26 protein-coding genes are annotated in these 18,261 nt (G+C 46.4%); 11 read left to right on the forward strand and 15 right to left on the reverse strand.

Going from position 1 to position 18,261, the window contains the following annotated elements; all coding sequences use genetic code 11:
• Positions 1 to 56 precede the first annotated feature (56 nt).
• A complete protein-coding gene (locus M1D67_RS11915; protein ID WP_149169614.1) occupies positions 57 to 509 on the forward strand; it encodes a spore gernimation protein GerT in 453 nt (150 codons plus the stop codon).
• A 228-nt stretch (positions 510 to 737) separates the two neighbouring features.
• On the forward strand, positions 738 to 1,436 hold the full coding sequence (gene exlX / locus M1D67_RS11920) for an expansin ExlX (protein ID WP_020451830.1): 699 nt from the start codon (positions 738 to 740) through the stop codon (positions 1,434 to 1,436).
• Positions 1,437 to 1,549: 113 nt separating this feature from the next.
• Here exlX and M1D67_RS11925 read toward each other — a convergent pair whose 3' ends face one another.
• The 3 genes from M1D67_RS11925 to yodB form a co-directional block, all read right to left on the reverse strand.
• Positions 1,550 to 1,828 (reverse strand): hypothetical protein, encoded by a 279-nt coding sequence (locus M1D67_RS11925; RefSeq protein ID WP_023857367.1) that lies wholly within the window; start codon positions 1,826 to 1,828, stop codon positions 1,550 to 1,552.
• 65 nt (positions 1,829 to 1,893) lie between these two features.
• Entirely contained in the window at positions 1,894 to 2,640 is a 747-nt protein-coding gene (locus tag M1D67_RS11930; RefSeq protein ID WP_026579550.1) for an SDR family NAD(P)-dependent oxidoreductase, read from the reverse strand.
• Positions 2,641 to 2,645: 5 nt separating this feature from the next.
• Positions 2,646 to 2,966, reverse strand: a complete 321-nt coding sequence (gene yodB, locus M1D67_RS11935) for a transcriptional regulator YodB (RefSeq protein ID WP_023857369.1) — start codon at positions 2,964 to 2,966, stop codon at positions 2,646 to 2,648.
• Between the two features lie 134 nt (positions 2,967 to 3,100).
• Here yodB and M1D67_RS11940 point away from each other — a divergent pair, with 134 nt between their 5' ends.
• Positions 3,101 to 3,721 carry a nitroreductase family protein gene (locus M1D67_RS11940; protein ID WP_020451833.1) on the forward strand — a complete coding sequence of 207 codons (621 nt, stop codon included), beginning with the start codon at positions 3,101 to 3,103 and terminating at the stop codon, positions 3,719 to 3,721.
• A gap of 44 nt (positions 3,722 to 3,765) precedes the next feature.
• Here M1D67_RS11940 and M1D67_RS11945 read toward each other — a convergent pair whose 3' ends face one another.
• Positions 3,766 to 4,371, reverse strand: coding sequence for an alpha/beta hydrolase (locus tag M1D67_RS11945; protein WP_020451834.1), 606 nt, complete (start codon positions 4,369 to 4,371; stop codon positions 3,766 to 3,768).
• A 320-nt stretch (positions 4,372 to 4,691) separates the two neighbouring features.
• Here M1D67_RS11945 and M1D67_RS11950 point away from each other — a divergent pair, with 320 nt between their 5' ends.
• Positions 4,692 to 4,895 (forward strand): DUF3311 domain-containing protein, encoded by a 204-nt coding sequence (locus tag M1D67_RS11950; RefSeq protein ID WP_020451835.1) that lies wholly within the window; start codon positions 4,692 to 4,694, stop codon positions 4,893 to 4,895.
• Positions 4,895 to 6,376 carry a sodium:solute symporter family protein gene (locus tag M1D67_RS11955; protein WP_195202006.1) on the forward strand — a complete coding sequence of 494 codons (1,482 nt, stop codon included), beginning with the start codon at positions 4,895 to 4,897 and terminating at the stop codon, positions 6,374 to 6,376. Before M1D67_RS11950 ends, M1D67_RS11955 begins: the two co-directional genes overlap by 1 nt.
• Before the next feature lie 44 nt (positions 6,377 to 6,420).
• On the opposite strand, the gene M1D67_RS11960 is transcribed toward M1D67_RS11955, so the two are convergent.
• On the reverse strand, positions 6,421 to 7,818 hold the full coding sequence (locus M1D67_RS11960; RefSeq protein WP_020451837.1) for a S41 family peptidase: 1,398 nt from the start codon (positions 7,816 to 7,818) through the stop codon (positions 6,421 to 6,423).
• Positions 7,819 to 7,977: 159 nt separating this feature from the next.
• Between M1D67_RS11960 and M1D67_RS11965 the strand changes: the two genes are divergently transcribed.
• Complete coding sequence (locus tag M1D67_RS11965; RefSeq protein WP_023857372.1) at positions 7,978 to 8,688, forward strand: class I SAM-dependent methyltransferase; 711 nt, start codon at positions 7,978 to 7,980, stop codon at positions 8,686 to 8,688.
• A 94-nt stretch (positions 8,689 to 8,782) separates the two neighbouring features.
• Positions 8,783 to 9,037, forward strand: a complete 255-nt coding sequence (locus M1D67_RS11970; protein ID WP_020451839.1) for a hypothetical protein — start codon at positions 8,783 to 8,785, stop codon at positions 9,035 to 9,037.
• Positions 9,038 to 9,071: 34 nt separating this feature from the next.
• On the opposite strand, the gene M1D67_RS11975 is transcribed toward M1D67_RS11970, so the two are convergent.
• Both M1D67_RS11975 and deoD read right to left on the reverse strand, forming a co-directional pair.
• Positions 9,072 to 9,893, reverse strand: a complete 822-nt coding sequence (locus M1D67_RS11975) for a M15 family metallopeptidase (protein WP_025811280.1) — start codon at positions 9,891 to 9,893, stop codon at positions 9,072 to 9,074.
• Between the two features lie 33 nt (positions 9,894 to 9,926).
• Positions 9,927 to 10,625, reverse strand: a complete 699-nt coding sequence (deoD, locus tag M1D67_RS11980) for a purine-nucleoside phosphorylase (protein ID WP_479831317.1) — start codon at positions 10,623 to 10,625, stop codon at positions 9,927 to 9,929.
• Positions 10,626 to 10,833: 208 nt separating this feature from the next.
• On the opposite strand from deoD, the gene M1D67_RS11985 reads away from it, so the two are divergent.
• The 3 genes from M1D67_RS11985 (at position 10,834) to M1D67_RS11995 (ending at position 12,932) form a co-directional block, all read left to right on the forward strand.
• Positions 10,834 to 11,841 (forward strand): permease, encoded by a 1,008-nt coding sequence (locus M1D67_RS11985; protein ID WP_043054345.1) that lies wholly within the window; start codon positions 10,834 to 10,836, stop codon positions 11,839 to 11,841.
• Positions 11,842 to 11,857: 16 nt separating this feature from the next.
• Positions 11,858 to 12,730 (forward strand): TIGR03943 family putative permease subunit, encoded by an 873-nt coding sequence (locus M1D67_RS11990; RefSeq protein WP_149169615.1) that lies wholly within the window; start codon positions 11,858 to 11,860, stop codon positions 12,728 to 12,730.
• Positions 12,731 to 12,800: 70 nt separating this feature from the next.
• Positions 12,801 to 12,932 (forward strand): hypothetical protein, encoded by a 132-nt coding sequence (locus tag M1D67_RS11995; RefSeq protein WP_020451843.1) that lies wholly within the window; start codon positions 12,801 to 12,803, stop codon positions 12,930 to 12,932.
• 37 nt (positions 12,933 to 12,969) lie between these two features.
• Here the strand turns inward: M1D67_RS11995 and M1D67_RS12000 are convergent, their stop codons facing one another.
• The 3 genes from M1D67_RS12000 to M1D67_RS12010 form a co-directional block, all read right to left on the reverse strand.
• Complete coding sequence (locus M1D67_RS12000; protein WP_173636688.1) at positions 12,970 to 13,281, reverse strand: YodL domain-containing protein; 312 nt, start codon at positions 13,279 to 13,281, stop codon at positions 12,970 to 12,972.
• Positions 13,282 to 13,344: 63 nt separating this feature from the next.
• Positions 13,345 to 13,956, reverse strand: coding sequence for a phosphatase PAP2 family protein (locus M1D67_RS12005; RefSeq protein WP_041817450.1), 612 nt, complete (start codon positions 13,954 to 13,956; stop codon positions 13,345 to 13,347).
• A 109-nt stretch (positions 13,957 to 14,065) separates the two neighbouring features.
• On the reverse strand, positions 14,066 to 14,236 hold the full coding sequence (locus tag M1D67_RS12010) for a YozD family protein (RefSeq protein WP_020451846.1): 171 nt from the start codon (positions 14,234 to 14,236) through the stop codon (positions 14,066 to 14,068).
• A gap of 122 nt (positions 14,237 to 14,358) precedes the next feature.
• Between M1D67_RS12010 and M1D67_RS12015 the strand changes: the two genes are divergently transcribed.
• Entirely contained in the window at positions 14,359 to 14,493 is a 135-nt protein-coding gene (locus tag M1D67_RS12015; RefSeq protein ID WP_020451847.1) for a hypothetical protein, read from the forward strand.
• Here M1D67_RS12015 and M1D67_RS12020 read toward each other — a convergent pair.
• The 5 genes from M1D67_RS12020 to ablB all read right to left on the reverse strand — a co-directional run bounded on the left by M1D67_RS12020 (position 14,486) and on the right by ablB (position 18,259).
• A complete protein-coding gene (locus M1D67_RS12020) occupies positions 14,486 to 15,166 on the reverse strand; it encodes a hypothetical protein (RefSeq protein ID WP_020451848.1) in 681 nt (226 codons plus the stop codon). The two genes, M1D67_RS12015 and M1D67_RS12020, sit on opposite strands and share 8 nt — an antisense overlap.
• Positions 15,167 to 15,331: 165 nt before the next feature.
• Complete coding sequence (locus tag M1D67_RS12025) at positions 15,332 to 15,553, reverse strand: YozE family protein (RefSeq protein ID WP_020451849.1); 222 nt, start codon at positions 15,551 to 15,553, stop codon at positions 15,332 to 15,334.
• Between the two features lie 86 nt (positions 15,554 to 15,639).
• Positions 15,640 to 15,921 carry a YokU family protein gene (locus M1D67_RS12030; RefSeq protein ID WP_020451850.1) on the reverse strand — a complete coding sequence of 94 codons (282 nt, stop codon included), beginning with the start codon at positions 15,919 to 15,921 and terminating at the stop codon, positions 15,640 to 15,642.
• On the reverse strand, positions 15,918 to 17,327 hold the full coding sequence (gene kamA / locus M1D67_RS12035) for a lysine 2,3-aminomutase (RefSeq protein WP_039072794.1): 1,410 nt from the start codon (positions 17,325 to 17,327) through the stop codon (positions 15,918 to 15,920). The genes M1D67_RS12030 and kamA overlap by 4 nt, the downstream gene beginning before the upstream one ends.
• Before the next feature lie 98 nt (positions 17,328 to 17,425).
• Positions 17,426 to 18,259 (reverse strand): putative beta-lysine N-acetyltransferase, encoded by an 834-nt coding sequence (ablB, locus tag M1D67_RS12040; protein WP_145624881.1) that lies wholly within the window; start codon positions 18,257 to 18,259, stop codon positions 17,426 to 17,428.
• Between the last annotated feature and the right edge of the window lie 2 nt (positions 18,260 to 18,261).

Genomic DNA, 18,261 nt, shown 5'->3' on the forward strand with positions numbered 1-18,261 from the left:
ACTTTCCGCAACTTTTTTGCATATACTGTACCGTCTATGTGAAAGGAAGTGTGATCGTGTTTGATTGGCAACGCTTTTTTCCATTTCAGCAGTTTTCCAAGGACGGATTAAAAAACGCTGACCCGAAAGATGTGGAGCAATATATCCACCACATGATGAAAAGCGTTTTCGGACCGGGGTATGCAGTTCAATTTCCTTTTCGTGACCCTCTCTCAAAAGAAACATCGGCGGCAGATGAATCTGATCCGATTGATATTTTTGAAACGACAAGCCATGTATTTGTTAAAGTACCGCTCACCAAAGAACAGCTTAACCTTCTGAAAATTAAACATACTTCACAAACCCTGATCATAGAAAACTACCCTGAAAAAGGGCGGCAGGAAAAAGTCGTTCTCCCCTCTCTAGTGCGCAGAAAGGGTACGAAAGCAATATTTAAAGACGGCATTTTAGAAGTGATGTTCTTAAAGAATGAGGACTTTAACCTGTCTGAAATCGACATCACGTTTTGAAAACGGCCAGCTTGGCAAAGCAGGCTGTTTTTTTTCTTCCTGTACCATTTTAACACTAGTCCTCAAGGATGATCACCTCATTTGCCTGACATGCGGCTGAACCTTTACATTTCGACGGTGTTAGTCATTATTCCTTAAAAAAACTCTGTAACTATTTGCTCTTTCGGCTGTTGTCAGTTAGTCCTTATAATGATAATGGTTCTCAATTTATAAAACAGGAGGATGGATATGAAAAAGAAAATCAGCTTATTGATCACAGCAATGTTTTTGACGATCCTTTGTTTTTCACCTCAAGCTTCTGCAGCATACAACTCACTGCATAAGGGCTACGCCACTTACACGGGGTCGGGTTACTCCGGCGGTGCATTGCTTTTGGATCCTATTCCGTCCAATATGAAGATCACCGCTTTAAATCCGACAGATATGAATTACCGCGGAGTGAAAGCAGCTCTTGCCGGCGCCTATCTGCGGGTTGAAGGGCCGAAAGGAAAAACGACCGTCTATGTGACCGATCTGTATCCTGAAGGCGCACCGGGAGCTCTTGACCTTTCACCGAACGCTTTTCGCCAGATCGGCGATATGAAAGACGGCAAAATCAACATTAAATGGCGTGTAGTTAAAGCGCCGATTACCGGCAATTTCACTTACCGGATCAAAGAAGGCAGCAGCCAGTGGTGGGCGGCAATCCAAGTCAGAAATCACAAATATCCCGTCATGAAAATGGAATATTACAAAGGCGGAAAGTGGATCAACATGGAGAAAACGGACTACAACCATTTCGTCAGCACCAATCTTGGGACAAGTCCGCTTAAAGTCAGAATTACAGATATCCGAGGAAAAGTCGTAAAAGATACGATCAAAAAACTGCCGGAAAACGGGACGTCAAGCGCATATACCGTACCTGGAAAAGTACAGTTCCCTGACTGATCGATCCGGAAAGAATGAGACGGCGGCCAAAGGCGAAAAGATTCGCAAGCTTTGGCCGCCGCTTCATATTGGACATCCGGCATTTTAGATGCCAGCAACAATTGGCTTATTGATCAATAGCCCGGTCCCGCCCCTCTGAATGGAGCTGCGCCCGGAACACCTCCGTACGGAACGGCCCCAGGAGCTGACCCGTAGCCGTAATAAGGCGTGCCGCCGTAAGGTCCAGGGTATGGCGGCGGGTAAGCGTAAGGTCTTGGGTAGTTAAAAATCGCACTTCCGAGAAATCCGCCCAGCAATCCGCCGACAAGCGGCGCTCCAAAACCCCAGAATAACGGGAATCTGGCCGGGTATCCGGCAGGACCTGATCTCGAATAAAGCATATGAGGGTTCATTGGCTTTTATCCTCCTTTATGTCTGCCTATAGTAAAGGTATTCATAAAGTCGGGAAACGTTTGGGCTATTCTTCATAAATCATTTTTTTTGTCATTCCGCCGTCCACCATCAAGTTTGTACCGGTGACAAAGCGATTGTCCGGATCGGTCAAGTAAAAGCATGCTTTGACGATATCCTGAGGGCGGCCGACCCTGTTTGACAAATGCTGCCCGTGGTCAATAGGCCGCAGGGCAGTATCATCACCGGTTTCGATCCATCCGGGAGAAATGCTGTTGACGACAATTGAATCTTTGCTTAAAGACGCGGCCAATGCGTGAGTCAAAGCGATTAAGCCCCCTTTTGACGCGGCATAGGCTTCCGAGTCAGGCTCGGACATAAACGCCCTTGTCGAAGCGATATTGACGATGGCTCCGCCTGTTTTCGCTTCTTTCATTTTTTTGGCGGCTTCTTTTGCGCAAAGAAACGCGCCTTTCAAATTGGTATTCAGAACATCGTCCCATTCTTCCGCCGTCAAATCATAAGGGGACTTCCAAACTGATCTGCCCGCGTTATTAATGAGCGCAGATATCGAACGGCCGTTTCTGGAAGCTTCCTGCATCAGCTGTTTCACATCTTCTTCAGATCCCACATCACAAGCTGCAAACTGAACCCGCGCTCCGGAAGCGGTCAGCTCTTTTTCAAGCTGTTCCCCCTCTTCCTTCAGTACATCGGCGAATACGACGATAAAACCTTTTTGAGCATAGGCGGTCACAAGGTCTCTTCCGATGCCTTTGGCCCCGCCTGTAATGACGACTGTTTCTTTACTAGTCAATCCGGTCAGCTCCCTTCCGGATCGCAATGATGCTCGGCCCAGGTTTGTATCTCTCTGAGGACAGGCTCTAGCGCCGTTCCCTTGTCTGTCAATTGATAGATGACTTTTACCGGCGTTTCCGGCAGCACTTGGCGCTCGATTATTTTGCAGTGTTCGAGCTCTTTTAAACGTTCAGCCAGCATTTTTTGGCTAATCATCGGTATCATTTCGGTCAAGTCTTTAAACCGTTTAGGTCCATCCAACAATACATGGATGATCAATCCATTCCATCGTTTGCCGAGTAAAGAAAAGGCGGCTTCCATTCTAGGACACATTGTAAACCCCAATTCTCTCACCCCTCCATATCCAGTTGACAAATATAATGTGTGCCATTAAAATACTCAATAAAGTTACAAAAAGTAAGTTTCTAACTTTTTGTCTGACTCTATCATAACATGTTTAGCCCAAAGGAGGAAGTCACATGTCTTCACAAGAAAACACCGCTCTCAACATTCTGGAAGAGCGTACTTCGATTAAAGAATATGACACAAGCGTTTCCATTTCCAAAGAGGAGCTGACAAAGCTGCTGAGCGTCACAACAAAGGCTCCGTCAGCCTGGAATCTGCAGCACTGGCATTTTACAGTCTTCCACAGCCAAGAATCAAAAGATAAGCTCCTTCCGATCGCGTTCAACCAAAAACAAGTCAGCCAGGCATCTGCGGTTGTAGCCGTGCTTGGAGACTTACAAGCGAACCTGAACGGTGAAGCCGTATACGGCCCTCTGACAGAAGCAGGTTATATGACCGAAGACATTAAAAACACGCTGCTCGGACAAATCAACGGCGCTTATCAAAACAGCGGATTTGCAAGAGACGCCGCCTTTACTAACGCATCGCTCGCGGCCATGCAGCTGATGATTGCGGCTAAAGCTATGGGCTATGACACATGCGCGATGGGCGGCTTTGACAAGCAAGCGTTCGTTAAAGAATTCAACATCAATGAACGTTATGTACCGGTCATGCTGATTTCGATCGGAAAACCGGTCAAACCTGCGCACAAAAGCAATCGTTTTGATGTGTCTGACGTATCTACATGGCTGTAAACACGCTAAAAACCTTAGTCCCCAAAAAGGACTAAGGTTTATTTTTATGCTTTTATATGCTTTTCATACCAGATTTTCGCCTGGTCGATCTCGCTGTGTGTCAGCTGATGACCGCCGCTTTCCCAGTGAAGGAGCACTTGGGCGCCGGCGTTTGTGAAATAGCCGGCAAGCTCGCTTGATTCCTGCGGCGGGCAGAGGGGGTCTGTTTTGCCGGCTCCAATGAACACGGGCAGGCCTGTCATATCAGGGAGCTTGCGATTTCTAAACGGAACCATCGGATGATGCAAAATCGCCCCTTTCAGTACACGTTCATGACGGAACAGCAGACTTCCCGCGATATTGGCGCCGTTTGAATAACCGATTGCGACCACCCGGCTCCTGTCAAAGTGAAATTCATTTGCTGCCTCATCTAAAAACGCTTTTAATTCATCCGTCCGGTCGATCAAATCTTTCTCGTCAAACACCCCTTCTCTCAAGCGCCTGAAAAACCGGGGCATTCCGTTTTCCAGCACATTTCCCCTGACTCCGAGTAAATTTGCATCGGAATCAATCATCCTGCCGATCGGCAGAAGATCGTGTTCGTTTCCCCCTGTTCCATGCAATAACAACAGGGTGGTATCAGAATTCCCTTTCTCATATATATGATTCATTTCCTTTCACTCCTTTTCCCATTTTGTTTCAGCGATGTCATTGCGCCGGTGCTTTCCAGCGGTTCATCAATCAAAAAGCCCCCGTTCGCCCGTCTCTTTCCCATTCTTTTACTCAGCAGTCTCCTGCATGGTGATCCTCTTCATTCTGTTTTATCTCGAATTCAAGATATTAATTATTGTAAAGTTATACTTTCGAATATGCAAGCCAGAACGCCTGTTTAAATAATTTAAAAAATCACTTTTTTCTAATAATTATCTTGTGATTAAATCTGACAACTGCTATGATTATGAACATTAAAATCGCTAAAGGAGGAAAAAAGGTGAATCAACAGCTTTTTAAATGGGTTTTGTTCATCATCCCTTTTATCGGGCAGCTTGCCTTGCTACCATTTGTAAACCGGATTGATCCGATCGTTTTCGGACTTCCATTTTTTCATTTTTGGCTGGTGCTGTGGATTGTGCTGACACCGATGATCACATTTGCGATTTACAGATTTGAGAAAAGAAACGGAGGTTATGAGTGATGCAGGGAAATTTAACAGCGCTCCTCATCACCGCCGGCATTATTTTGACCGTGGTCTGTATCGGGTTTATCGCCGGTAGCAATAAGCAGTCGCGGAAATCGGTTGAAGAGTGGTCTGTCGGCGGAAGGCGGTTCGGAGGGCTGCTCGTCTGGTTTCTTGTGGGTGCCGACTTGTATACGGCCTACACGTTTTTAGGATTGACAAGCACCGCTTTTACAAGCGGAAGCATCGCTTTTTTCGCGATTCCTTATTCGGTTTTGGCCTATTTCATCGCCTATTTTTTTCTGCCGAAGATTTGGAAGGTTGCGAAAGTGCACCAGCTCACAACGCTGGCCGATTATGCAAGGGAGCGCTTCAGCAGCAAGCTCCTGTCTTCGCTTGTTGCGATTGTCGGCGTCTTAATGCTGATCCCGTATATCTGCCTGCAGCTCAGCGGAATTCAGGATACGCTTCAAGTCGCGGGTACAGGGTTTATTAACGTCAATGTCGTCGTAATCATTTCGTTCGTCCTTGTCGCGCTTTATACGTTTTTCAGCGGCATCAAAGGTCCTACATACACTGCCATTATTAAAGACATTTTAGTTTGGGTGATGATGCTGTTTATGGTCGTTTCGTTGCCGCTCATCCATTTTAACGGCTGGACGCCGATGATTGACAAGCTGGCAAATGAAGCGCCGCATATGCTGACAATCCCTTCTGACGGACCTCGCGGAATCGCCTGGTTCATCACGGCATCGATCGTTTCCGCGTTTGCTCTGTTCATGTGGGCCCATGCGGCGACAGGCGTTTTCACGGCGAACAGCGCGGATGCACTCAGAAAGAACAGTATGTTTCTGCCGTTGTACAATATTGTATTGATTTTAGTCATTTTTTTAGGCTTTATCGCATTTCTCGTACTTCCTGATGACATTAACCCGAGATTTGCATTGCTGTATTTAATTCAAAGTTCCTACGGCGGCGTCACGCAAGGATTCGCCTATTCAACGATTGCCCTGGCAAGTCTGATCCCGTGTTCGATTATGGCGATAGGGGCATCCAACCTATTCGCTAACAATTTATACCGCGATTTGATCAACCCCCGCGTTTCGGGACAAAAGCTGACGATCATCACCCGCTCGATGGTATTCGTCGTCATCGGTCTGGCCCTTTTATTCGGAATGCTGTTCCCGGCAGCGCTTGTAACGCTTCAGCTGCTCGGTGTATCAGGCATGGTGCAGATATTCCCTGCCATCGTCATCAGCCTGTTCTGGAAAAACCAGACGAAGGAAGCGACGATCATCGGTCTTCTCATCGGCCTGGCCGTTACATTTACCGTTTATTTAACAGGTGCCACTTTCGGCATTTACGAAGGCTTCTGGGGGCTTACCGCCAACCTTTTGACCGTTGTCTTGTTGAATCCGTTTTTTGTGAAAAATGTAAAACACAATTCTGTGATCAGCTTTTTGTTCCATGCTAAGAAGGATGTGCAAAAAAGCGCTTGATCACTAAAAAACCCTTGCGCTTCGTGTGAGCGCAAGGGTTTCTTTTATTTTTCTTTTTTTAAGATCTCTATCGCTTTATCCAGCTGCGTATCATTGTCAGCAAGCTTAGCCTGCAGCTTACTTGTCATGCTGATCGTCGTCTCGCCCGTTAGGATGCCTGTCGTTTTCAGCTTTTGGTCTTTTTGAAAAGCCTTAACGGCAGCCTCTGTCTGTGCGTCGAATGCCCCCGTCGCATTCAGCTTATAGCCGAGCGCTTGGAGCATTTGCTGGGCAGCTTTCACTTCGTCTCCGGTGCTGCCTGCCTTATACTCTTTTTTGGAATCCAGGTACGGCAGTTTAGCATAGCTTGGGAGCTCCGCTTTATATTGAGGTTTGATTCCTTTTTCGTGAATCCAGTCACCATTTGGCGTCAGCCACTTGGCAATCGTCAGCTTGACGGTCGATCCGTCAGAGAAGCTCTCCGCATTTTGAACCGTTCCTTTTCCAAACGTATTTTCACCCACAATCGGGATGCCTGAAGACTGGTGAAGTGCTGCGGCCATGATCTCAGCGGCGCTTGCCGTTCCTCCGTTGACGAGAACGACGGTCGGCTTGTTCACTTTTCGCTCCTTCTCAGCTTTGTACACTTCTTTTTTCCCGTTTTTGGATTCAACCTGCATAATGGTTTTGCCTTTATCGACAAACATGTTGCTCATCATAATCGCTTGGTCCATCAGGCCGCCGGGATTTCCTCTGAGGTCAAGCACGAATCGTTCCGCACCTTTTTCAGACAAGTCATCAATGGCTTTCGTCAGTTCCTTAGCGGTATTTTCAGAGAAAGACGTAATTTGGATTTCACCGATGTTGCCGCCGATCATTTTAGAGTACACCGTTTCGATTGGAATCGTATCGCGCTTAATCGTAACATCGATTTGGCCGACGCCTCCCCTGTTGAGAACAAGCTTGACATTCGTGCCTTTTTTGCCGCGGATCATTGCTGTCGCTTCGTTGACGGTCTTGCCTTTTACGCTTTTGCCGTCCACTTTCTGAATTTCATCATGCGGCTTTAAGCCGGCTTTTTCTGCGGGAGATCCTTTAATAGGCGCGACGATTAGAATTTGTCCATTTTTTTCTTCTACTTGGGCGCCGATTCCTTCAAAAGAAGAGGTAATGCTTTCTTCAAAGCTTTTAGCTTCTTTCTTATCCATGTATGTTGAATATGGATCGTCCAAAGCTCCAAGCATCCCTTTAATTGCCCCGTCAGTCAGCTTTTCATCGTCTGCATTTTGATAATAGTCGCTCTTGATTTTGTCGTACGCCGCCATCAGCTTTTCGAATTTCTCGGAGTCTGAAGCGGAATATACTGAACCGCCGCTGCCTTTGCCCACCAGATAAAGCGTCAGTGCGGAGGCGGCGACAGCCGTAATCAATACAGCCAAAAAGAGTTTTAACTGCTGTTTCAAACGAACACCACCTTTTCTTCTTACCATATTATCATGGACGAATCTTTATTCGTCAACTCGAATTACTCAGGATCCGATTTTCCGGTCTGCTGGGATTCGATCGTTTTTCAACCATTATTCCTTTTTTGCATATGCATACAAAAAAGGAGGGATCTCAATTTGAGCGATTATTTAGACATGCTTGCCAGCTTCGGCGTCTCATCCGCTCATCCTGGCGGGATGTCCCTGTCAAAGGCAGTGCTCGCCAAAGCCGGCATCGACCCTGAGCAGCCGATTCTTGATGCAGGCTGCGGAACTGGCCAGACCGCCGCTTATTTGGGGCAGATGCTGTTTCCTGTCACTGCCCTTGATGCCGACCCGGTCATGATCGATAAAGCCCGACAGCGTTTCAAAAAAGAACAGCTATCCATTCCGATTGTCCACTCTCCACTCGAGGAAATGCCGTTTCAGTCTGAAAGCTTTGCCTGTGTATTATCTGAATCTGTACTGAGCTTCACAGATATCCGGTCCGCTTTACAGGAAATCCGGCGGATTTTAAAACCCGGAGGGATGTTAATCGCGATCGAAGTGTGCCTTAAGGAAGGCAACGCTCTGACAGACGAAGCCAAAAAAGAAATCACGGACTTTTACGGATTCACCGCTTTATATGCCGAGAATGAATGGGTCAATGTCCTGCGGGAAGAAGGATTTTCAAAGGTTAGCATCATCCCTGTCCTATTGGAAGACACAGCAGACCCTGATGACGCCGTCGAAATGGATCTGTCGCCTTCGATTTCCGACAAAAACTATGAAACAATGGAAAAACACCTGCATTACCTGGAAAAATACCGGGATTCTCTTGATCATATTATTTTTATATCACATCTATAAACCATCATTTGTCCTCCTTCTTTCGTCCAACCTTTTCTATTGAAACTATCATAAGCTGACTAGGAATAGATTAGATGATGGAAGGAGCATTCAAGTGGACCGATATTATAGGTTTTGCCACCAAAATGTTGGCAGAGTTGCGAGAATCACCGACAAAGGAGGCCGCGTCCATGTCGGAAGAATCGTCCGTGTATCACCAAGCAAAGTGTATATCGCCCCGATGATCAGACGGGGAGGCCGCGGGTTCGCCTACGGATATTACGGCGGCGGATGGGGTTGGGGCCCTGTATACGGACTTGGCCTCGGTTTAATTGCAGGTGTGGCCCTTGCAGGTTTGTTTTTTTGGTAACATGAAAAGGCCGATATCTATCGGCCTTTCCCTTTTATATCTTTTTCACCTGTTTAAAATACTCTTCAAGCGTCAAGCCGCGTTCTTGGATGACTTTAGCCGCTTTTTTGCCTACATAGCGCAGGTGCCATGGTTCATACTTATATTTCGTAATGTCTTCTTTGTTTTTCGGATAACGGATGATATAGCCGTATTTGTAGGCGTTCTTCTCGACCCATTGTCCGTCTTTCGTATTGCCGAAGTCCTCTGATAAGGCGAAGCCGTTGCTTTTGCTGGAAATATCCATCGCAAGTCCTGTCTGATGCTCGCTTTGACCCGGATATGCCACAGCTTCTTTCGCCTTTTCTTCTCCCTTTTGGCTCACTTCGTTGTTATAGATCGCTTTTTGTCTGTCATAGGATCTGTAGCCGGACACCGCAGCCAGTTCATAGCCTTCTTTTTTCGCGGCACTGAACATCTCTTCAAGCGCTTTGGCGGCTTCTTTTCTGATATACCGCTTGTCGATATCCTCGGTAAAAGAAAACGCGACATCAGGCACTGTCAAGTCGCTCGGTGCATAGTTGCCGGGAAGCGCGTACTCTTTATTGACAAGCGCCAGTATGTTTTCCGGATTTTGAATCGTCGGCAGCCCGTCTACATCTTTAATTTGATTAAAATACTTGCTCTCAAGTATGAACTCCTGATCTTCCAGGCTGCTGTCGTCCTTTTGGTCTTTCGCATCTTTGCTTGCATTTGCAGTGTTCTGTGTTTTAGCCGTGTCATTTTGCTTCTGTTCAGTCATGGTACATCCTGTGCCAAGCAGAACCGCTGCACTCAGCAATGAAGCAATCGTCACGTATTTGTACTTTCCGTTCATTCGAATCCATCCTTTTTCAGTGCATGTATCTGGTTACAATGCGGTATCCAGAGCCAGCAGAATCATATCATTAAAGGTCGTCTGCCTTTCTTCTGCTGTTGTTTCCTCGCCGGTAATAACGTGATCGCTGACCGTTAAAATGGAGAGGGCTTTTCGGCCGAATTTCGCAGCTAATGTATAAAGCGCCGTCGTTTCCATCTCGACCGCAAGCACTCCATGTTTGGCAAGCTTCTCAATTTGGCTGTCGTCATTATAGAATTGATCCGCCGTAAACACGTTCCCTGCCGTAACCGGGATGTTCCGCTCACTTGCAGCGTCATAAGCAGCTTTTAACAGGCCGAAGTCTGCGCAGGGCGCAAAGTCGATCGATCCGAATGCCACTCTGTTGATTTGCGAATCGGTTGATGAAGTCATTGCCAGAATGACATCTCTTACATTGACGTCTTTTCTGATCGCACCGCACGATCCGACGCGGATCAGGTTTTTCACATCATAGCTTCTGATCAGTTCATCGACATAAATTGAAATAGACGGCACACCCATGCCTGTCCCCTGTACGGAAACGCGCTTTCCTTTATAAGTGCCCGTAAAGCCGTACATTCCCCGTACTTCGTTATAACATTCAACGTTTTCCAAATATGTATCAGCGATATATTTTGCACGCAGCGGGTCTCCCGGCAGCAGCACCGTTTCTGCAATTTGTCCTTTTTCTGCGCCAATATGTACGCTCATGAATATTCCTCCTGCCTTTTTAAAGCTGATTGGTGATGATGATTGCAGCATCCACTCGCATATGTATTATAAACCAACATCGCGGAAAAAGAAAATAAAGCCCTGCAACGCTTCGGCATCATTCTTTTGTTGTCATGTTTAAAAAAGGACAGGCATACCTTTAAAAAAGAATCATTACGATTAGCTATTTCAGGATGGAGGAAAAGTGATGTTTCGTTCACTTAATAGTTATTTAATCGACTTTACCGGGCTTGTTGTCATCGGTGTTTTGCTATGCCTTGTGTCAGCCGGCGGATCGCTCGCCGCAGGCCTCCCCTTCCAGATTCCGGCTTCCGTTCAGCAGCTGAATACGATTTTCATCAGCATTTTAATCGAAGCTCTTCCCTTTGTATTAATCGGGGTATTGATCGCCGGTTTCATCCAGATTTTTGTAACTGAAGAGCACATCCGCTCGCTTTTTCCAAAAAACAGGTTTTCAGGAGTAATTGTCAGCTGTTTGCTCGGCGCTTGTTTTCCGGCTTGCGAATGCGGAATTGTCCCGATCGTGAGAAGGCTCGTCTCAAAAGGCGTTCCCATCTACGCCGGCGTCGGCTTTCTGTTGACAGGTCCGCTGATCAATCCGATTGTCATCTTATCCACTTTTATGGCATTTGGCAATGATTTGCGAATGGCCGTTTTAAGGGTTGCTGTCGGTTTTGCCGCAGCGGTCATCATCGCTTTTGCGATCAGCATGATGTTCCGCTCCAGCCAGCTGAAAACGGAAAGCAGCATAACAGCTGCACACTGCGCCCATTCCGGCAGACAATCCCCTTTTTCGGAAAAGCTATTTGATATGCTGAAACACGCTGTTGACGAATTCTTTGATATGGGAAGGTTTCTGATTATCGGCGCTTTAATTGCCGCACTTGTGCAAACCTACCTCCCGTTAAAATCGCTGTTTTTGTTCGGAGGGGGCATGCTCGACTCGGCATTGGTCATGATGGGACTGGCTTACTTTTTATCACTGTGCTCTGAAGCGGATGCATTTATCGGCGCCTCCTTCTCCAATTTGTTTCCTTCTTCGTCCATCCTTGCTTTTCTCGTATACGGACCAATGCTCGATTTAAAAAATACGGTCATGATGCTGCATGCGTTTAAGCCGAAGTTCGTCATTTGTTTGTCTATTCTGATCACAGTTGTTGTCTATGTTTGTATCAAATTTGTCAGTTTGCTTTAGAAAGGAGGTTTCACCAATGGTTTTTCAGCCTCGGCAATTTTTGTGCGCACTCGTGTTGGCGGCTTTTTCCGTCTTTATTTTCAAGCTCCATTACACAGGGGAAATTAATAAGCTGATCAATCCGAAATACGATTACACAAGCCTCATCGCCGCAGGTGTGTTTGCGTTTCTGTTTATCATTCAGCTGACAAGGGTCTGGACGGTGAAGGATGACCACTCTGGAGATTGCGGCTGCGGACATGATCATGACGAATCAAAGCCTTTTTTCATCAGGCTGATGCATTATGGCGTAATCACGCTTCCCCTTATCACCGGATTCACCCTTTCCCCGGCTGTACTGAATTCGTCTGTCGCCGCCAATAAAGGGACGATGCTCACCAAAACGGAGATCGCCCTTCAAACCGAAGGCGAAAAGGAACATGTCATGACACCGGAGATTCAGCAGGGGCTCGCCGATTCAGCGATGCCGAAGTCGGCGTATGACCGGAAGATGGAGCAATTTAAGCATGAAAAGCGAATTGTCATGAATGACGATATGTTTGCAGACTATTATGATGAAGTGACAAGCCGTCTTGATCATTACATTGGAAAAGAAATCACGGTCAAAGGCTTCGTCCATAAGGAAGCGGGGCTGAGCGCACGCCAGCTCGTGCTGTCCCGATTTATGATCACACACTGCATCGCAGACGCCAGCCTGATCGGGTTTCTCGCCGAATGGAGCGGCGCTGAGCAATTGCAGCCTGATACATGGATTGAATTGGAAGGAACGCTCGGCAAAGCATCTTATAACGGCGCTGTCATCCCGATCATCCGCACGAAGCGATGGAAGGAGATCAGCGAGCCGAAGCAGCCGTATGTCTACCCGGCCGCGATCAATATGACAGAATAAAGACGACTTTCTCTTGGATAAATAGCGGGGCGTTTAGTCATCCTATTTTTTAGGAAGGAGGTCATAAATGATGGGCAAAAAACAGCGAAACAGAGTCACCGGTCAGAAAAAGAACAACCACATCCCGACAAAGGACGTCATCGCGGCAGAGGATGCACACGAAAAGGAATTCAGCGCCAGAAAACGAAAGAATACAACATAAAAAAACTGCGGACAGCGCTTCCGCAGTTTTTTCAGCTTTACGATGACTGCAGCAAAATGCGGTTGATTTTGCTCCATCCCGTAGACAGCAGTTTATAATAGGTTTTTCCCTTTCTTCCTTCATCGATTAAAACGATGTCGCCTGTTGCAAGGAATCTCGCCTTATAATCATTCGGCACCGTGTCATAAACATTGAAAGTGGAAAATGTCCGTTCCAGCACATCTTCATGGGTTCTGCCGTTTATTTCCGTTCTGTAAACCATTTCATATCCCTTATCTTCACCAAAGCAAGGCGTTTGAAAAATCGTCACATCATAAGGTGTCAGCTTCTTTTTAAACAGTTGAAACATTAACGGCAATACAGATCCCTCCTTTTTTTATACAATTGGCGCTTCGCGGCTCAATCCCTTTGACTACTTTTGTCGAACAAGCGGGTACTTTTCGCCAATTTTTTTGAAGATGAAAAACAGCGCCAGACCGAGAGAAAATCCTGAGATGACATCTGTCATATAATGAACGCCGAGATACATGCGGCTGATGCCGATAAGTCCGACGATAAGGCCTGTCCACATGTAAAGTGCGCGGCTGCGTTGTTGAAAAAAAGGAATGCAGAGCAAAAAGAGATATGCGATAAACGGATATATGCTCGCCGCATTCATTGAATGGCCGCTCGGAAAGCTGTGTGACGGTTCGTGCACGAGCGGGTTTATCGAAGGGCGCTCTCTGGCAACCCAGCCTTTTAAAGCTTCATTGGCCGTTCTTTCAACAAAAAACAGCAAATAAAGATACAGTGATGCCGCTGCTTTTTTATAGACGGCAAGTACCAAGGTTAAAGCAAGCATCAGCGGCAGCATGAAGCCGCTTGACCCAAGCTCTGTCACCGCTTTAAAAAACGCTGTGAGAACCGGGTGTCTGACAGATTCGAGAGCCTGTATCACGCTCACATCAAACGATTGAACCGCCGGGATGCGGATAAGAATGGCCATCATTGCAAAGACAGCGGCTGAAAATAGTGCTTTATACATTGAAAAAATCAGTGCCTCCTTGTCATTGTTTTTAAACATTTTACACCCGGCTCCCCCGCCGGGCAAATTTATAAGAAAAACCGGAGCAGGTGCGCCCCGGTCCCTTTTTTCAATCCTCTATATGCTCATCTATCATACATTTTGCAATCAGATAATCAAAGGTGATATCGGCAATTTCGAATAGTTCGTCCTCGCTCGGTATGTAGCCTCTTCTTGTCAGCTCTAGATAAAAAAAATCAGCGATTTCTTCTGTATCTATCATCAGTTCAATTTCTTTCATTGTGATCGCCTCCTTATTCTGATGTATGAGCTGGCATCCGGTTTTATAACCGGTTTGTCATAATGTTTGTCCTCTGTCATATACATGTCGTAACAAGACAAAAGCCGGAAGGGGAAAAGAAAATGATCCAAAAAACGCTTGAAGCACTTGACGGAGAAGGGTTTGACCTGGTATTGGGGAAGGTCTTGAAAGCCATGTTCGGCCTGATTGTGTTCGGCTGTTTTCCTTACTTTTTATATTTGTTGTTTATCATTTGAAATATTCCTTCAGGCTGCTTAACACAAACTCCATCATTTCTTTATATTCCGCATCCTGAAACATTTCATACAATACTTTATAGTCATTGTAAATATCAAGCAGCTCATCCACGACAGCAACAGCCATGTTGCGCTCATGCTCATGCTCCTCGGGATCCCCCGCGAATGGCAGAAACACCTTTTCAGATATCGGTTCATCAAGCTCTTGTCCGGCTTCGCCGACATAATGAACAAACAGAAGCTGATGGACGAACTGGTCCATTTCGTAAGTTCTGAGAACGAGCGTTAAATCTTCTTCTTCGGTTTCAAGCCATTCCCCGTCTTTCAAACGGGTCAGCTCGTAAATGATGTCTTCCCAGCCATCCTCCACATATCTCCAAATTTCCGTTCTGTGCCCGGTGATTTTAAACAATTCTTTGCCATAATCTTTTACATAGACGACATCCCCGATTAAAAATTCATATTCGATATCAAGCTTTTCCGTATCGACAATGACCCCGTCATAATCTTTGTAGAGCTGAAGAGAAGTTTCAAAATAAAGCACTTCATTATGATTGACTTCATACAAAAAATGCTTATCGATTTTATGAACTTTTGTAATCGTTCCGACCGTCCCGTACATCACGACAACGACAACATCCCCGACTTTGAATTTAGGCGCGTTTGACTTCATATTTGGATTCCCCCTTGCCTTGAAGCTTCCGTGTTACGCTTATCGTATGCTGAGTGCTGTTAATTCGCATGGGCTAAGGTTACAAAGCCCGATGAGTTTTCCGAAAAGCCCAGCCGGCTTTAGGCGAACGTAAAAAATCCGCAGTTATTCAGAACTGCGGATTTTTTATCGCTTTGTTTCCGAAATATATTGCTCCCAAGCCTCATCAAATGTCGTCATTGACGATAAATAATCCCCATTAAGCTCAAGGTAAGAGCTGATTTCATCGTAATGAGTTGATGTCTTGGGAAATCCGTGATCAAGATAAGCGTGGTTCGCAAATTCGCTGATCGCGTCCTTCGGTTTCGGATGGCGGTATTTCATTAAATAATGGTAAAAAGACTTCACGGTCTCCCCTCCTGTCCTCTTTTGATGTTCTATTATACAGGGCGTCTGAAAAAATACAAACAAAAAAAACCGGCAAAAAGCCGGCTTCATGAAGAAAAATCAAAGTAATTGCGCTTCAATATGCGCTCTGTTTTCATCAGCGCATCATACGAAACGGACGAAGGCAGTTTTTTTGTATCGATCAAGAGCAGCTGATTTTCAATTTCCCAAGTGACATTGTCCTCCTGATAGACCATGCCGCAGCCTTCGCATTCCACCGCAGGTGTATCGGTGATTTCGATCGCTTTCGTCCCGTCAGGAAGCTCCCAATAAACCGCCGTGCGGGCTTCCCCGGCTTTTTCTTCACTGCACCATTCACACCTCTTCATTGCACACGCCCCTCAGCTTCGCCTTCTTTTTTTTGCTGAGCAAGGAATTTCTTTTCTTTCAATTCATCGCGCTTTGCCCGGCGGCTTTTCAATGTTTCATGATCGGGCCTTGTGGAATAGCTCTCCCTTCTTTCAAGCCGTTTTAAGCCGTCCGGTGTGTATGAAAGAGCTTGATCCGCATAGATTGCCGATATGCCGATCTCCTCTTTTTCCTTCATTACATCAGGGAAAATTTCGGCAAAATAGTCGTCCGCTCTTCCCGGAATATAGTTCTCAGGCTCAGGATAAGACGTAATGACGCCTTCAAAATTGCGGAGCACGACTTTATCGGGGCTTTGCGAAATCAAGTAATTCGGCTGTATGGCGATTTTTCCGCCCCCGCCCGGCGCGTCAACGACAAAGGTAGGGACTGCATAACCGCTTGTGTGTCCGCGCAAGCCTTCAATGATTTCAAGACCTTTGGAGACAGGCGCTCTGAAATGGCCGATTCCTTCAGACAAATCGCATTGATAGATATAATACGGACGGACTCTGATTTTCACCAAATCATGCATCAGCTTTTTCATAATGGAAACGCTGTCATTTATACCAGCCAAAATCACGGCCTGATTGCCGACCGGAACCCCGGCGTTGACCAGCTTCTCACAGGCTTCCTTCGCTTCCTTCGTGATTTCGATGCTCGTGTTGAAATGCGTATTCAGCCAGACGGGATGATACTTTTTCAAAATGCTGCAAAGTTTGTCGGTAATCCGCTGCGGGAAGACGACCGGGGCTCTCGTGCCGATCCGGATGATTTCCACGTGCGGGATCGCACGGAGGTTTTTCAAAATATATTCAAGAATTTGATCGTTAATGAGAAGACCGTCCCCTCCTGAAATCAGGACATCCCTGACATCGGGCGTATCCCGGATATATGCGATCGCCTGATCGAGCTGCTTTTTCGGCACGCCCATGCCGATTTGTCCGGAAAAACGCCGCCTTGTACAGTATCTGCAGTACATCGAGCATTGATTAGTGACGAGAAACAAAACCCGGTCCGGATAGCGGTGGGTTAAGCCGGGGACAGGCGAATCTTCATCCTCATGAAGGGGATCTTCAAGGTCGTATTTTGTTTTGTGCATTTCTTCTGCCAGGGGCACCGACTGCATTCTGATCGGACAGCGCGGATCATCCGGATCCATCAGTGAAGCGTAATACGGCGTAATATTTAAAGGGATCGTCTTTGTGGAGATTCTCACCCCTTCTTCTTCCTCTTTCGTAAGATTGACGACTTTTTTCAAATCGTCAAGCGTTCTGACGGTGTTGGTCAGCTGCCAGATCCAGTCGTTCCATTTTTCCTCGGGAACATCTTTCCAAAGCTCAATATCCTTCCAGTGCCTTTTCGGCTGAAACAGACCGTTTTCCATCTTTCATCCCCCTATCAGCATTTTCCCTATACTTTTCAGGTTATGTGACCGGTGTGAAAAGTGTCTCTTCAAATATAAAACCCGCGGAAGACCGCTTTTTAAGACCGGCTTAAATTTTTGCACCAGATGTTCATGTTCTCGATGGTTTTATAAATGAGGCAGTTGTTCAAAAGCCGGCCCCTATATGAGTATGATAAATGATAAAGACTGGCGTTCATCCCGAAAGAAGCTGCTCTTGCGATTGAATAAACGTAAAAGATACCCGCTTGTTTCAAATCGGTTTCGAGTGCGGCAATCAGCCGCCTCGTCAATGAAAAGCCCCTGTATTCCGGCAGGACGGCGCAGTCTGTTATTTCCGCATTCCCCAAAACGGGATTCACGTCTGCACCTGCTGATGCAATCACTTTTTCCCCGTCAAAAGCGAGGTAGTAAACAGCCCCTTTCCCCATCGCTTCCTTAAGATATGCCGGATCTGAAACAGGCGCGGGGTATACAGGAAAGACGCAGTTGTAGAGATCGGCGAGACCAGGCGCATCACTGGAGGCGGCCCGCCTGATATGAAAGGAAGCGTTTTGGGCCTCCGCGATGCGGGGAGTGCTGAACAGCTCTGTCAGCATTTGATCCTGCGCAAGCCAGTCAGCGGTTTTTCGCCTGTCTTCTTTCACATATTTTACGAACACGTCAGCATCATGCCCGTTAAAGTATCCGTCAATTTTCCCTTCCGGTTCAAACGTCCGCTCAAGCAAAGCGTTTCTGTCATTCGTTTTGGTGAAAACGATCATTTTCCCTATGCCGTGTTTTTTTGCTTCTTTCAATATGGCGGGAAAAAATGAACACACATCGCCTTCATAATTGATGATTCTGATTCTTTTACTGAACAAGTCGACATCCGCTTCAAGCGTACAGCTGTCATTGCTCCATTTTTCCACCATAT

The sequence above is a fragment of the Bacillus sp. PK6-025 genome (assembly GCF_056530265.1).

Excerpts from the sequence above, each read along its gene's own strand:
- exlX (WP_020451830.1), top strand. The coding sequence starts at position 738 with ATGAAAAAGAAAATCAGCTTATTGATCACAGCAATGTTTTTGACGATC.
- M1D67_RS11925 (WP_023857367.1), bottom strand. The coding sequence starts at position 1,828 with ATGAACCCTCATATGCTTTATTCGAGATCAGGTCCTGCCGGATACCCG.
- M1D67_RS11940 (WP_020451833.1), top strand. The coding sequence starts at position 3,101 with ATGTCTTCACAAGAAAACACCGCTCTCAACATTCTGGAAGAGCGTACT.
- M1D67_RS11945 (WP_020451834.1), bottom strand. The coding sequence starts at position 4,371 with ATGAATCATATATATGAGAAAGGGAATTCTGATACCACCCTGTTGTTA.
- M1D67_RS11955 (WP_195202006.1), top strand. The coding sequence starts at position 4,895 with ATGCAGGGAAATTTAACAGCGCTCCTCATCACCGCCGGCATTATTTTG.
- M1D67_RS11975 (WP_025811280.1), bottom strand. The coding sequence starts at position 9,893 with ATGAACGGAAAGTACAAATACGTGACGATTGCTTCATTGCTGAGTGCA.
- deoD (WP_479831317.1), bottom strand. The coding sequence starts at position 10,625 with ATGAGCGTACATATTGGCGCAGAAAAAGGACAAATTGCAGAAACGGTG.
- M1D67_RS11985 (WP_043054345.1), top strand. The coding sequence starts at position 10,834 with ATGTTTCGTTCACTTAATAGTTATTTAATCGACTTTACCGGGCTTGTT.
- M1D67_RS11990 (WP_149169615.1), top strand. The coding sequence starts at position 11,858 with ATGGTTTTTCAGCCTCGGCAATTTTTGTGCGCACTCGTGTTGGCGGCT.
- M1D67_RS11995 (WP_020451843.1), top strand. The coding sequence starts at position 12,801 with ATGGGCAAAAAACAGCGAAACAGAGTCACCGGTCAGAAAAAGAACAAC.
- M1D67_RS12000 (WP_173636688.1), bottom strand. The coding sequence starts at position 13,281 with ATGTTTCAACTGTTTAAAAAGAAGCTGACACCTTATGATGTGACGATT.
- M1D67_RS12005 (WP_041817450.1), bottom strand. The coding sequence starts at position 13,956 with ATGTATAAAGCACTATTTTCAGCCGCTGTCTTTGCAATGATGGCCATT.
- M1D67_RS12010 (WP_020451846.1), bottom strand. The coding sequence starts at position 14,236 with ATGAAAGAAATTGAACTGATGATAGATACAGAAGAAATCGCTGATTTT.
- M1D67_RS12015 (WP_020451847.1), top strand. The coding sequence starts at position 14,359 with ATGATCCAAAAAACGCTTGAAGCACTTGACGGAGAAGGGTTTGACCTG.
- M1D67_RS12020 (WP_020451848.1), bottom strand. The coding sequence starts at position 15,166 with ATGAAGTCAAACGCGCCTAAATTCAAAGTCGGGGATGTTGTCGTTGTC.
- M1D67_RS12030 (WP_020451850.1), bottom strand. The coding sequence starts at position 15,921 with ATGAAGAGGTGTGAATGGTGCAGTGAAGAAAAAGCCGGGGAAGCCCGC.
- kamA (WP_039072794.1), bottom strand. The coding sequence starts at position 17,327 with ATGGAAAACGGTCTGTTTCAGCCGAAAAGGCACTGGAAGGATATTGAG.
- ablB (WP_145624881.1), bottom strand. The coding sequence starts at position 18,259 with ATGGTGGAAAAATGGAGCAATGACAGCTGTACGCTTGAAGCGGATGTC.